10 protein-coding genes are annotated in these 14,551 nt (G+C 42.9%); 4 read left to right on the top strand and 6 right to left on the bottom strand.

Features of this window, described 5'->3' with window-relative positions; translation table 11 throughout:
* Positions 1-470 precede the first annotated feature (470 nt).
* From phoP to AB204_RS03740, 3 genes are all read left to right on the top strand, one after another.
* Positions 471-1,154, top strand: a complete 684-nt coding sequence (phoP, locus tag AB204_RS03750; RefSeq protein ID WP_047962046.1) for a two-component system response regulator PhoP — start codon at positions 471-473, stop codon at positions 1,152-1,154.
* Complete coding sequence (gene phoQ, locus AB204_RS03745) at positions 1,147-2,604, top strand: two-component system sensor histidine kinase PhoQ (protein ID WP_047962081.1); 1,458 nt, start codon at positions 1,147-1,149, stop codon at positions 2,602-2,604. Before phoP ends, phoQ begins: the two co-directional genes overlap by 8 nt.
* 133 nt (positions 2,605-2,737) lie before the next feature.
* Positions 2,738-3,859, top strand: a complete 1,122-nt coding sequence (locus tag AB204_RS03740; RefSeq protein WP_047962045.1) for a ribosomal protein uL16 3-hydroxylase — start codon at positions 2,738-2,740, stop codon at positions 3,857-3,859.
* 239 nt (positions 3,860-4,098) lie between these two features.
* Here AB204_RS03740 and pepT read toward each other — a convergent pair whose 3' ends face one another.
* The 5 genes from pepT to lolC all read right to left on the bottom strand — a co-directional run bounded on the left by pepT (position 4,099) and on the right by lolC (position 9,585).
* A complete protein-coding gene (gene pepT, locus AB204_RS03735; RefSeq protein ID WP_047962044.1) occupies positions 4,099-5,343 on the bottom strand; it encodes a peptidase T in 1,245 nt (414 codons plus the stop codon).
* 64 nt (positions 5,344-5,407) lie between these two features.
* The gene (gene cobB / locus AB204_RS03730; RefSeq protein ID WP_047962043.1) at positions 5,408-6,238 is read right to left on the bottom strand and encodes a Sir2 family NAD+-dependent deacetylase; all 831 of its coding nucleotides are present in this window, start codon (positions 6,236-6,238) and stop codon (positions 5,408-5,410) included.
* 173 nt (positions 6,239-6,411) lie between these two features.
* The gene (gene lolE, locus AB204_RS03720; RefSeq protein WP_047962042.1) at positions 6,412-7,659 is read right to left on the bottom strand and encodes a lipoprotein-releasing ABC transporter permease subunit LolE; all 1,248 of its coding nucleotides are present in this window, start codon (positions 7,657-7,659) and stop codon (positions 6,412-6,414) included.
* The gene (gene lolD / locus AB204_RS03715) at positions 7,659-8,390 is read right to left on the bottom strand and encodes a lipoprotein-releasing ABC transporter ATP-binding protein LolD (protein ID WP_047962041.1); all 732 of its coding nucleotides are present in this window, start codon (positions 8,388-8,390) and stop codon (positions 7,659-7,661) included. Before lolD ends, lolE begins: the two co-directional genes overlap by 1 nt.
* The gene (gene lolC / locus AB204_RS03710) at positions 8,383-9,585 is read right to left on the bottom strand and encodes a lipoprotein-releasing ABC transporter permease subunit LolC (protein ID WP_047962040.1); all 1,203 of its coding nucleotides are present in this window, start codon (positions 9,583-9,585) and stop codon (positions 8,383-8,385) included. The genes lolD and lolC overlap by 8 nt, the downstream gene beginning before the upstream one ends.
* Before the next feature lie 644 nt (positions 9,586-10,229).
* Between lolC and mfd the strand changes: the two genes are divergently transcribed.
* The gene (gene mfd, locus AB204_RS03705; RefSeq protein ID WP_047962039.1) at positions 10,230-13,679 is read left to right on the top strand and encodes a transcription-repair coupling factor; all 3,450 of its coding nucleotides are present in this window, start codon (positions 10,230-10,232) and stop codon (positions 13,677-13,679) included.
* 153 nt (positions 13,680-13,832) lie between these two features.
* Here mfd and umoD read toward each other — a convergent pair whose 3' ends face one another.
* A complete protein-coding gene (gene umoD, locus AB204_RS03700; protein WP_047962038.1) occupies positions 13,833-14,297 on the bottom strand; it encodes a UmoD family flagellar biogenesis regulator in 465 nt (154 codons plus the stop codon).
* Positions 14,298-14,551: the final 254 nt, after the last annotated feature.

Below are 14,551 nucleotides of genomic sequence, written 5' to 3'. Positions count from 1 at the left end.
ACGCCTCACCCAAGTTGTACTTCAACGACAGTTAACTCATTTTCTTAATTAGCTGAACTTCCTACCAAAAATCACCTGTAAATCTTATGTTTTCAGTATTGAAACAGAACTGAAACAAAAATGACTCTCTATTGGGAGCCGTGATTAATGCATAGATAACCACAGGGTTTGAAGAAGTGAATAAAACTAGCAGAACAGTAGGTTAAAATACAGAGAGCAATTTCTCCAAAAACAGCCTAACCTTATATAAAATATAAATAGATTATAAATTCATTTGTTATTTCTATCTAAATATTTGTTTTTAAATGATTCACTCATTAACATACCAACAAAGGCTAAATAGTTACTATACTTAGGTTACACATAAAAAGATTTACCCATAATTTTATTTAATATTTATTGACGAAATTGACTACTTAGCTATTTTAAATTTATTTGGTAAACGTTACTGATTAGCATAAGGAATCATTATGCGGATATTGATTGTTGAAGATAACGCATTACTTCGTCATCACTTAACCGTACAACTGCGGGATATTGGGCATCAAGTCGATGCCGCGGAGAATGCTAAAGAAGCCGATTATTATCTTAAAGAAAGTCATCCTGATATTGCTATCGTTGATCTGGGTTTACCTGGCGAGGATGGGCTGAGTATGTTACGCCGTTGGCGTAATGAGCAGATTAACTTACCTATCCTTGTCCTTACTGCTCGTGATAGCTGGCAAGAAAAAGCGACTGTGTTAAACGCAGGAGCAGATGATTATGTGACTAAGCCTTTCCATCTGGAAGAAATTAATGCCCGGATACAAGCATTAATGCGCCGTAATAATGGATTGGCATCACAATTAGTTGAAATTTCACCCTTTTTAATTGATCTTTCACGAAAAGAGTTTTCTATCAATAGTACCAATATCAAGTTGACCGCCTTTGAATATACTATTATTGAAACCTTGATGCGTAATAATGGCAAGGTTGTCAGTAAAGAGTCGTTAATGCGTCAGTTATATCCTGATGCAGAGTTACGTGAAAGTCATACCATTGATGTATTAATGGGACGATTGAGGAAAAAAATATTGAATGAATGGTCCAAAGAGGTGATAGTCACTGTCCGTGGTCAAGGATATCGTTTTGACGTGAAACCACATGATGCGTAATTTCTCTGAAAAACATCTTTCTTTGAGAACCCGGTTCCTTATAGCAACGGCAGCAATTATTTTAGCCTTAACCTTATCATATGGAATTGTCGCTATTGTTGGGTATTTAGTGAGTTTTGATAAAACAACTTACTCTATACTCCGGAGTCAAAGTAATTTATTTTTTACGCTTGCTCAATGGAATAACAACAAGCTGGAAATTCTTATTCCAAAGCATTTTTCCATGAACCCACGTTTATCAGTTCTGATTTATGACAATAAGGGAAATATACTCTGGCGTCAGAATAATGTGCCTGAATTGGAAAAAATGCTCGACCCTAATTGGCTGAAAAAAGATGGTTTACATGAACTGGAGACAAATTTCAAAGAAAAAGGAGATTTTCTTTATAATAAAACGTCAAATCAAGGTGATACAAACAAGTCAGTCGACGATAATGATGTGTTGTTAACCTATTCGGTTGCGGTCAATATTTATCCCGCAACTGATAGACTGCCTGCATTGACTATCGTCATTATTGATATCATGCCACAGGATGTACAAGAATCAGCAAAGGTCTGGGAATGGTTTGGGTATGTGTTAATAGCTAACCTACTTCTGGTTATTCCACTCATTTGGCTTGCTGCTGATTGGAGCCTTCGTCCCATTAAATCGCTGATTACTCAAATAAGCTCTTTAGAAAACGGAGAACGAGAAAAACTTGATGAAAATCCTCCCACAGAATTAAAAAAACTGGTCAGGAATTTAAATTCCTTATTAAACAATGAGCGTAAGCGCTATGCAAAATACCACACAACGCTTTCTGATTTAACGCATAGCCTGAAAACACCTTTAGCAGTACTACAATCGACCCTACGCTCTCTGCGTCCCCCACAAAAAATGACCATTGAACAAGCTGAACCCATCATGCTTGAGCAAATTGATCGGATATCCCAACAAATCGGCTACTATCTGCATCGAGCCAATATGCACAGTGATCATCCCCTGCTCCTCAGACAAGTTTCTTCCGTCCCAACTTTGCTGGATAGCCTTATCAGTGCGCTGACGAAAGTCTATCAACATAAAGGCATCAGTATTACGCTGGATGTATCTCCTGAAGTTACGTGGTTAGGTGAAAAGAATGACTTTCTGGAAGTGATGGGAAGTATTCTGGACAACGCCTGTAAATATTGTCTGGAGTTTGTCAGAGTCACCGCCACCATGAGAGAAAACTCTGTCACCATAATAGTTGATGACGATGGCCCCGGTGTACCACCAGACAAACGTGAAATGATTTTTCAGCGTGGTTTACGAGCTGATACATTGCAAGCAGGGCAAGGATTAGGTCTGTCGATAGCTTCTGAAATTGTCGAGCAATATGCAGGCACTATCAGTATTGAAGATAGCCCACTTGGTGGGGCCAGAGTGAGCGTGATATTTCGGGTGCAGCAAATCAATGTCGCTGATAGTTAGGTGGCTGATATCTAGCTGACTGATAGTTAAGTGATCGTCATAACAATCGCGAAATATTTCAACCAAATCTGATATCGCCGTTAACTATTCGTTATAATAGCGCGAAATTCACTTCTCACTTCAGGATGTCACCATGGATTATCAGCTGAATCTGGACTGGCAGGCGTTTTTGCAAAACCATTGGCAAAAACGACCATTGCTGATTAAGCAGGGTTTCCATCAGTTTATCGATCCCCTTTCTCCCGATGAACTGGCGGGTCTGGCGATGGAAAATGAAATTGATAGCCGTTTGGTCAGCCAGAAAAATGGGCGCTGGGAAGTTTCCCATGGGCCATTTGAATCCTACGACCATTTAGGCGAGAAAGACTGGTCGTTGCTTGTACAGGCCGTCAACCATTGGCATCTCCCCTCTTCTGCACTTAGGAAGCCTTTCCGTGTGCTGTCTGACTGGCGCATGGATGATTTGATGATCTCTTTCTCTGTGCCCGGTGGCGGTGTCGGCCCCCATCTTGATCAATATGATGTTTTTATCATTCAGGGAAAAGGTCGTCGACGCTGGCGCGTAGGCGAGAAAATCCCAATGAAACAACATTGCCCTCATCCTGATTTATTACAGGTTGATCCCTTTGAGGCCATTATCGATGAAGAAATGTTGCCGGGCGATATACTTTATATTCCACCGGGTTTCCCACACGAAGGCTATGCTATTGAAGACTCGCTGAATTATTCGGTCGGATTCCGTGCCCCCAATGCCCGTGAGTTATTCAGTGGATTTGCTGATTATATTCTGGCAAATGAATTAGGCAGCTATCGTTACAGCGATCCTGACCTGAAATTCCGTGATAACCCAGCGTTGATCCAAACAAATGAACTGGATTCACTGCATTCAATGATGCGTGAATTGTTAGAACAACCCGAAACTTTCCAGAATTGGTTTGGTGAATTTATCTCGCAATCACGCCATGAATTGGATCTTGCACCACCTGAACCACCTTATGAAAGTGACGAGATTTATGAATTGCTGAAACAGGGTGAAGAGCTAAATCGGTTGAGTGGATTGCGCGTCCTGCGTGTCGGTGATCAATGTTTCGTCAATGGAGAGTTGATGGATACTTCTCATATCCACGCTGCTGATGCGCTCTGTCAATATGATAAAGTCAACGCCAAACTTTTGGGCGATGCGATCGATGATGTTCGATTTATCAGCCTGCTCACAGCTTTGGTCAATAGCGGTTATTGGTATTTTAATGATTAATCCGTGAACAAAGGGGCACTCTTCTGCCCCTTTTCCCGTATTTTTTAACCTGAGATACATATTTCTGAACCGTCATCAGTTACATACCCTATGAATTTCAAGATGCATCGCGGCGGCAAGAGAGTGAATCCCCGGGAGCATAGATAACTATGTGACCGGGGTGAGCGAGCGCAGCCAACAAAGAGGCAACTTGAAAGGCGACGGGTATAAGGGGAAAATACCCTGTTGGTGTCATAGCATTAATCAGGTATCACTCTATTTTCATGACTTGCCGCCAATTCAGCAATCCGCATGATAACGCTAACCGCCTGCTCCATACCTTCCAGCGAAATGAATTCGTGCTTACTGTGATAATTATATCCTCCAGTAAAAATATTCGGACAAGGTAACCCACGATAAGATAACTGTGCTCCATCCGTGCCACCCCGAATCGGCTGGATGATCGGTTCAATACCACAATCCAGCATGGCTTGTTTAGCCAATGCAATCACATGCGGATGTTTAATTATCTCATTGTGCATATTGTAATAATCATCATCAATCGTCAGTTCTATATAGCAATCCGGATGCAGCCTTTTTCCTGCTTTTTCAGCAATGGCGAGTAGTGTTTTTTTGCGTTTCTCAAAATTTGTACTGTCAAAATCCCGGATGATATAGTGCATCTCAGCACGCTCTACCGTGCCTTTTATGCTCAGTAAATGATAAAAACCCTCACGATCCTCTGTATGTTCAGGCGTCTCTTCGGCAGGCAATTCATGGTGAATACGCATTGCCAGCGACAACGCATTGACCATTACGCCTTTGGCTCTGCCGGGATGAGCCGTGTTACCCGCAATCTTAATAAGCACTGATGCTGCATTAAAATTCTCAAATTCCAATTCCCCCACACCTCCTCCATCAACGGTATAGGCCCATTCAGCACCAAAAACATCTATATCAAAATAGTGCGCACCTTTACCAATCTCTTCATCAGGCGTGAATGCAATCCGAATATCGCCATGTGGAATATTCTTTTGCCGCAAGCGCACCATAGCGGTAATGATTTCAGCGATACCTGCTTTATCATCCGCACCTAGCAGGGTTTTTCCATCGGTCGTAATCAATGTTTTTCCCAGCAAGTTATGCAATATCGGAAACATCACCGGCGACAAAACTTCATCGCCTATTCCCAATGCAATATCACCGCCACGGTAATTTTCCAAAATTTGAGGATTAACATGCTTTCCAGAAAAGTCCGGTGAGGTATCAAGATGCGCAATAAAGCCAATCACTGGTACATGCCAGGCAACATTTGATGGTAATGTAGCCATAACACATCCCCGCTCATCGAAAGTAATATCGACAAAGCCAAGTTGAATCAGCTCCTCATATAAGGCTTTGGCGAGTTGCAGTTGACCGCCGCTGCTGGGAATGGTCTTAGCGGATGGTTTTGATTGAGTATTAAATGCTATATATTTAAAAAAACGCTCTAATAGTCTATCCATCTTCTCCCCCTAATTTATGTGGATTTATTATGGAGAAGATGAATAGAGCAGGTATTGCGTCAAATCAGCTTTTATCTGCCTTCACCTGCTGAATTAAAGACTGAACATATTGAGTAACAATTTCGCTGGCATAGCCATAGTGTTTTTCATCGAATAGACTTTCAACCTGGCTAGGTTCCAGATTCAGTTCAACAGTATGTGCTCCAGATAACTTTGCTTCATGTACAAAACCGGCAGCGGGATAAACGTGACCTGATGTTCCGATAGCGATAAAAATATCGGCGTCAGTCAAAGCAGAATAGATTTGCTCCATACCTAGTGGCATCTCCCCGAACCACACGACATGAGGGCGCAACAGAGAGGGGAATTGGCAACAATGGCAACGCTCTTCCATGCTTAGTTCAGCCGTCCATTCAATCACCTGCCCAGACTGGCAACAACGAACTTTCAGCAATTCACCGTGCATATGTAACACACGATGATTCCCTGCACGCTCATGCAAATTGTCAATATTTTGTGTCACCAATAGAAAATGGTCACCAAGCACCTGTTCAAGCTCTGCCAAAGCATAATGCGCTGCATTAGGTTTAATTTCTGGTTGTTGAAGCTGTTCCCGCCGTGCATTGTAAAAAGCCTGTACTAAACTCGGATCACGCTGGAAACCTTCAGGTGTAGCAACATCTTCAACACGATGCTCTTCCCACAGGCCATCGGAAGAGCGAAATGTTTGAATGCCTGACTCAGCGGAAATACCCGCTCCAGTCAGCACCACCACATGGGGTTTTCTTATTTTATTTGCCAATTGAGTATCCCTGTAAAAAATTTGTCTTTGCAGTCTCTGACGCCGTAACCGTCTAATCCGGCAAAATTTACTGTACCGATAACGAACCCGCATATGGCTATTTCCTTAAGGCACGATTTTCTTAAAGACTGATTGCTTAAAAAACCGATTGTTAAAATACCCTTCATTCTTAATCACTATTCCACTCAGGACATATGCCAAGAGCGTTTTTGCCGATTGAAGATCATACAATAGCGTGATTAGATACATGTTGATACTTTGGCTTATTATTGACCGCTCAAAATTCGGGCTGGATCAAGCTTACTGGCCCGACGAGCAGGATACCAACTAGCCAATAAACTCAATACCAATGTCGTTAGCAAAACATAAAAAACATCCATCATATGTAATTCTGACGGCAGAAAATCAATAAAATAGATATCGCCTGACAAAAATTGATGCCCAAGCAGTTTTTCCAGCCCTTTAATAATAGTCGTCAAATTTAATGATGTGAAAACCCCAACAACCACGCCAATGATGCTACCAATCATGCCTGCCAGTAATCCATACCACAAAAATATGGCCCTGATATGACTGTCTTTAGCGCCCAGTGTGCGCAAGATGGCAATATCGCTGCTTTTATCTTTCACGGCCATAATCAGCGTTGAAACGATGTTAAAGCAAGCGACACCGATAACCAGCACCATAGCCAGATACATAATGCCGCGTATCATCTGGATGTCGTTGTACATATAGCCATAATCTTTTAACCATGTGCTGATATAAACATATTTTTCAGTAGCCTTACCAGCCTCTAAAACCCGCTGCTCCGCAGCAAAAACATTATCAGCTTTAATAGCAATCCCTGTAATGGCATTGCCATAATCCAGATATTGCTGGGCATCAGATAAAGGAACCAAAGCAAAACTGTGATCTAGCATCCCCCCCAATTGGAAAATGCCAGCAACTTGTAAGCGGATACGTTTAGGTTGTAAGAGTTTCAGGCTCGGATCCGTATTGGGGAGCATGACCGTCAGCCAATCACCTTGTTTTACATTCAGTGAATTCGCCACACCCTGCCCCAAGATTACCTGATGTTTACCTGCCCTGAACGTTTTCCATGCTTCATTACGCACAAACTGAGGTAAGGTACTGACTTCCGCTTCAGTTTCCAGATCTACACCCCGCACCTGTACAGCATGGAGTTTTTCGCCACGTTCCATCAAGCCAGTAAACGTAATATAGGGAGACGCTCCCGCAATACCCGGAGTCTGCCTTACACGCTCAAGTGCCGGTTGCCAATCTTGAAAAGGCTGCTCTACGGCATAAATCTGCCCATGAGGAACAACGGAAAGTACCCGGTTTTTCAGCTCTCGCTCAAAACCATTCATAGCACTCAGACCAATAATCAATACTGCAACGCCCAGCATAATTCCCAGTGTCGAAATGACAGAAACCAGAGATACCATTCCTGAACGGCGGCGGCCCCGGCTGAACCGTAAAGCAGTCAGTAATGCAAGAGGCAGATTTGCCATTACATCTCTCCCGTTAGGGTTAATTCATCCTGTAAATACCCATCACGCATTTCTACCTGACGTGTCAGTTGGTCAGCTAATTTCAAATCATGAGTCACGACCAGAAATGCCGTGCCTTGCTGCTGGTTCAATTCTTGCAAAAGCTGAAACACACTGTCTGCATTACGCTGGTCAAGATTGCCGGTTGGTTCATCCGCCAATACCAATGAAGGCTCATTGACCAACGCCCGGGCAATCGCTACACGCTGCCGCTCCCCTCCTGACAGCTCGGATGGCCGATGTTGTGCCCGATGTTCCAACCCAACAGCCTCCAGCATCTCCAGCGCTTTTTGTTGTGCCAGACGTCTCTTACTGCCAATTGATTTCCCACCAATCGATTTCCTTCCAATCAACAGCGGCATGGCAACATTTTCCAGTGCATTAAAGTCAGGCAATAAATGATGAAACTGGTAAATAAAACCAATTTCATTGTTGCGCAATTCTGCCCGCGCAGAAGAGGACATATCGTTCAGTGATTGCCCCTTGAAAAGTACTTCACCCGAAGTAGGCGAATCCAAACCACCAAGTAAATGTAAAAGTGTACTTTTACCTGAGCCCGAACTCCCGACAATAGCCATCATTTCTCCTTGCTGCATGGAGAAAGTGACATTTTTCAATACTTCTGTGGAAACCTTTCCTTCCTGATATTTTTTGCACAGGTGATGACACAACAATAAAGGTTGGTTACTCATAACGTAAAGCCTCAGCAGGTTGAGTGGCAGCCGCGCGCCAGGAAGGATATAAAGTCGATAATAGGGATATCAGCATCGCACTGATAGCGATCATCACCACTTGCGTGGTATCAATCGCAACAGGTAATTGAATGCCTTCAACCAGCAGGCCAACAACCGGCATAAGATTATTTAACTGGCTGGAAAGCAGCACTCCCAATCCAGTTCCCAGTAAAGCACCAACGATGCCTGCACCTGCGCCTTGGATCATAAAGATTGCCATTACCTGACGGCGGGTCAGCCCTTGCGTTTGCAAAATGGCTATTTCCCCCTGTTTCTCCATCACTAGCAAAGAGAGAGAAGTAATAATATTAAAAGCAGCAACAGCAATAATCAGGCTCAACAATAAACCCATCATATTTTTTTCCATGCGTACTGCCTGAAAAAATTCTCCCTTACGTTCGCGCCAATCTTTCCAAATCAACCCTTCCGGCAGAGTTTGTTGGCTCAGTTCATCAACCAACAGGGGTTCATTGAGATACAAACGCCAGCCTGTAATATTACCAATAGGATAACGTAACAATCGTGCTGCATCCTGCTGATTAACCAGCATTTCTGTATCATCAGCCTCACTATTAGCAAAGAACGTGCCAGCGACGGTAAATAACCGCTGGCTAGGAATTCTCCCCATCGGTGTCAATTGACTGGCACTTGGTACAATAACGCGGATTTTATCACCACGTTTAACATTCAATTTTGCAGCCAATCTTTCTCCCAGAATGACAAAGTATCGCCCTGGTTGTAACTGACTACGATCAGCATCGACAATATGTTTCACCAATGGAGAATATTCATGTGGGGTGATACCCAACATAACACCAACCCCAACATTACCGGGGCTTTGTAGCACAACATCTCCTTGCACAATAGGGGTAATGTTGTTAACACCTTTTAATCCTTTCAATTGATCACTCGGGTGCTCAACCGGATTAATAGAACCTTTTTCCGATGTAATGATAGCCTGAGGCATAAAGCCTAAAATGCTGTTCTCCAGTGAGCGCTCAAAACCGTTCATTACTGACAATACGGTAATCAGTGCAGCTACCCCCAGCGTAATGCCAATAGCTGATAACCATGAAACAAAACGGCCAAATTTATCGACCGCTCGTCCGCGCATATAGCGCAATCCTATAAATAATGAGACAGATTGAAACATGAAATCCGCCGTATCAAAGAAGTTTATTTAGAAACAATAGATTAATAAGAAAATTCATCTTTAACCCCTATTTTTGTACGTATTATGTACAAAACTCAAATCCATATAGTTCACTTGTTACATATTATCATCGTTTGGCAGAGATTTACTTATCACCACTCCCAGTTGAAGGTAAAAAAATGTCCCCTTTCCACTTAAAGATATCGTTTAATCTGATTATTGATAACGCGGGTATATAAAACTGAATTCAGACAACAAATACTACCGATTTTAAACTAGAAAATTCACTTTCAACGTAAACCTTATTCAGCCAAAAACGCCGTCCTAAAATATTCTCAACATTTATAGATATGCAGGCTACCCAGTTAACGATACGATATTTTTCACCCGGATTAAGAAATTCCTGTTCTTTTGCAGTGACTCAAGTTGGCTGTACAACCTATCCTTACATGAAATCTGCTACTCTCCTGTTGCCAAAGCAAAGTGTACGAGGATAATAAAGGGTAGCTGTACTTTATGGAGCCATTCACATCCCGGTTCTGTTTTTTTACTTTCTCTCAACCTGCCAGCTTATTTATTACAAGGCTACTGGGTCAAAAGTGTGTTGGGAATGAACTGAATCTTAGAGAACACATCAAACACTTATGTCAGCAAAAAATCGTTATCAACTTCCTGAACGCCGCGGTGATATCCGCCAACTAGGTCACTTGACCGGTGCCGCCTGCGCTGTTGAATGCGCCGCAATCATTGAACGCCACTCAGGGCCAATACTGCTGGTGACAAAGGATATGCAGAATGCCCTTCGATTGCGTGATGAAATCCAACAATTCACCCACGCACCGATAAATATGATGTCAGATTGGGAAACTTTGCCCTATGATAGTTTCTCTCCTCATCAGGAAATCATCTCTAACCGTCTATCCACGCTGTATCACTTGCCATTCATGACAAAAGGCGCATTAATCCTACCTGTCAATACGCTGATGCAACGTGTCTGCCCCCATGAGTACCTCAAGGGACACGCTTTGGTCATGCACAAGGGGCAACACCTTTCCCGTGATAAACTGCGGGCAGAATTAGAACAGGCCGGTTATCGCAGCGTTGAACAGGTGCTTGAACATGGTGAATTTGCTACGCGCGGAGCCTTGTTCGATCTGTTTCCAATGGGCAGTGGATATCCTTATCGCATTGATTTTTTTGATGATGAGATCGATAGTCTGCGCACCTTTGATGTAGATACCCAACGAACGCTGGCAGAAGTGGAAAAAATCAGTTTATTGCCAGCCCATGAATTTCCAACTGACCAAGATGCGATTGAACTATTTCGCAGTCAATGGCGCGAGCAGTTTGAAGTTCGCCGTGATGCTGAGCATATTTATCAGCAAGTCAGTAAAAAAGTGTTACCCGCCGGCATTGAGTATTGGCAACCACTATTCTTTGAACAGCCTTTGCCGACCATCTTTGATTATCTACCCGAAAATACGCTGCTAATCACGCAGGATTTTATCAGTGCTGCCGAGCGATTCTGGCAGGACACAAAACTGCGATTTGAAAGCCGCAGAGTTGATCCCATGCGTCCGCTACTCTCCCCTGAGCGGATTTGGTTGCCAGTCAATAATCTATTCTCAGAGTTAAAAAACTGGCCCCGTCTTCAAGTTGATAACGAAACACTTCCCCAAAAATCAGGAACCACCAATCTTGCTTATCAAGTTCTGCCTGATCTATCTGTGTCTCCACAGCAAAAAGCGCCTTTGGATAAATTGCGCCGTTTTATGGAGCAGTTTAACGGTAAGATCGTGTTCTCGGTGGAAAGTGAAGGACGCCGGGAATCCGTACAAGAATTGCTATCACGCATCAACGTCAATCCAATCAAAATAAGCCAGCTAATAGATGCTGATAAACCCGGCCATTTTTTGATGATTGGGGCATCAGAGCACGGTTTTATTGATGAAAACAATAAACTCGCGCTTATTTGTGAAAGTGACATGCTTGGGGAGCGAGTCAGTCGCCGCCGCCAGGATAACCGGCGTACTATCAATACCGATACGCTAATCCGAAATCTCGCTGAGTTACGGCACGGTCAACCTGTCGTACATCTTGAACATGGTGTTGGGCGTTATCAAGGGCTAACAACGCTGGAAGCGGGCAGCATCAAGGCTGAGTATCTTATCCTTACCTACGCAGGAGAAGACAAACTGTATGTGCCTGTCTCCTCTCTCCATCTTATAAGCCGTTATGCTGGTGGCGCAGAGGAAAGTGCACCGCTGCATAAACTGGGAGGAGAAGCATGGATCAAGGCCCGCCAAAAAGCGGCCGAAAAAGTGCGTGATGTTGCTGCCGAACTATTGGATGTTTACGCCCAGCGCGCCGTTAAGCCGGGTTTTGCCTTCAAGCAAGATCGCGAACAATACCAACTGTTTTGCCAAAGCTTCCCATTCGATACAACACCTGATCAGGAACAGACCATCAATGCTGTATTGGGTGATATGTGTCAGCCGATTGCTATGGATCGTCTGGTGTGTGGCGATGTCGGGTTTGGAAAAACGGAAGTGGCGATGCGTGCCGCATTTCTGTCCATTACCAATAACAAGCAAGTCGCCGTACTTGTACCAACAACCCTATTGGCACAACAGCATTATGATAATTTCCGTGATCGCTTTGCTAACTGGCCTGTGCACATTGAAGTTATGTCACGCTTCCGTAGTGCAAAGGAGCAACAACAAGTCATTGATATGGCGGCTGAAGGGAAAGTGGATATCATTATTGGCACCCATAAACTTCTGCAAAGTGATCTGCACTGGAAAGATCTCGGCTTGCTAATCGTTGATGAAGAACATCGCTTCGGGGTTCGCCATAAGGAACGTATTAAAGCCATTCGTGCCGATGTTGATGTCCTAACGCTTACTGCAACGCCAATCCCGCGTACACTCAATATGGCAATGAGTGGCATGCGCGATTTGTCCATTATCGCCACTCCTCCTGCCCGTCGTTTGGCAGTAAAAACCTTTGTGCGGGAATATGACAGTCTTGTTATTCGTGAATCCATCCTGCGTGAAATATTGCGTGGCGGGCAAGTTTATTATCTTTATAACGATGTCGAAAACATTGAAAAGGCAAAAGCACGATTGGAAGAACTGGTTCCCGAAGCCAGGATTGTTGTAGGACACGGTCAAATGCGTGAACGTGATTTGGAACGCGTTATGACAGATTTCCATCACCAACGCTTTAATGTTTTGGTGTGCACCACCATTATTGAAACAGGTATTGATATTCCCAGTGCCAATACCATTATCATTGAACGCGCCGATCATTTTGGGTTGGCTCAATTACACCAACTACGTGGACGTGTCGGACGCTCTCATCATCAAGCCTATGCTTATTTGCTGACACCACATCCAAAGGCCATGACCAGTGATGCTCAAAAACGGCTGGAGGCTATTGCATCTCTTGAGGATTTAGGCGCTGGTTTCGCATTGGCAACCCATGATCTGGAAATCAGAGGGGCAGGTGAATTACTAGGTGAAGATCAAAGCGGGCAGATGGCCAGCATCGGTTTCACTCTCTATATGGAATTGTTGGAAAGTGCTGTTGATGCACTCAAAAATGGGCGTGAACCTTCACTTGAAGATCTCACCAATAACCAGACCGACATAGAGCTACGCATGCCGGTACTTTTACCCGATGATTATATCCCGGACGTAAACATGCGCTTGTCTTTCTATAAGCGCATCGCCAGCGCACAAGATAATGCCGAATTGGATGAATTGAAAGTCGAACTCATTGATCGATTTGGTTTATTACCTGACCCGGGACGCCAACTGTTACAATCGGCTTCCATTCGTCTGATAGCCCGTAAATTGGGTATCAAACGTATTGAAGCACATGAGAAAGGTGGTTTCGTTGATTTTAGCAATGATAATAAAGTCGATCCTAATTATTTGATCGGTTTATTACAGACTCAGCCTCATATCTATCGGCTAGATGGCCCGTCTAAACTGAAATTCATTACAGAATTAACGGAGCGAGCAGCTCGTTTATCTTTCATTCAGCAATTGTTGGAAGCGTTTGTTCAACATCAGAGTTGTCCCCAATAGCTTTCAATCTGTAAATTAAAAGTTGAGGGATTTATTCTATGATTGCACTGTTTTGCTAATACAGTTCACTAATGTAATTTCATGTGAACTACCTGCTAAACAGTGTAATCCTCTAATTAACCCTCTATTAAAGAGTATCGTGAACGTATTATTCTACTGTATTTTTAGAATTAATTGGCCTTTCTCATTTAAAGGAATCGTTTCCCCTGGTATATATGGAATCCTGATTTTTCCTGGTTTATCTCCGATAAGATAAACGACATCGTATCCAACAACACGTGGTTGCTTAAGATCAACGGTGACACAATTTTTTAGCTCCGAATGCTTTAACGCAGGGTATTCCCTTTTTACTTTTAAGGTATTAATAAGTGTTAATATACGGTATTCATGATTCGGTAAAAAATTTTCCGCAATATCTTTTACTGTAACAGGAATGGGAGATACTGTGATATGGCAATAGGATTGACTAACAGCAACAGTTGATTTAATAGGCCTTGAGTATAATACTTGCGCAACGCTGGGACGCGGGGATTCAAAACAAAACGTTGCAGCAGCACCAATAATGGCAATAGTAATTATTGAACCAATTACATACTGTCTTATCTTTAATTTAACCACATAGCACCTTGATATATTAATAGTTTTCCACACATTTTGTGTTGGAATATATTTTCCCGATATTTGATGTAAGCTAAAAATGCGCTAAATTCGTTATTTAAGAAAAATCCTATTCCCTTAAGCCAATATAATGAAATTATTATCATTCAGTAAAGAGATTTAATTTTATATTCTTCGCTTCTCTTCTGTACCAAGAAAAATCGTAACATAATGAAAAATAAACAGCCTTATAGAATAAGGCGTTAGATATCTAT

The organism is Xenorhabdus khoisanae (assembly GCF_001037465.1).
Lineage (GTDB): Bacteria > Pseudomonadota > Gammaproteobacteria > Enterobacterales > Enterobacteriaceae > Xenorhabdus > Xenorhabdus khoisanae.
The sequence above is the reverse complement of the archived record's forward strand: the minus strand, read 5'-3'. Positions and strand labels throughout refer to the sequence as shown.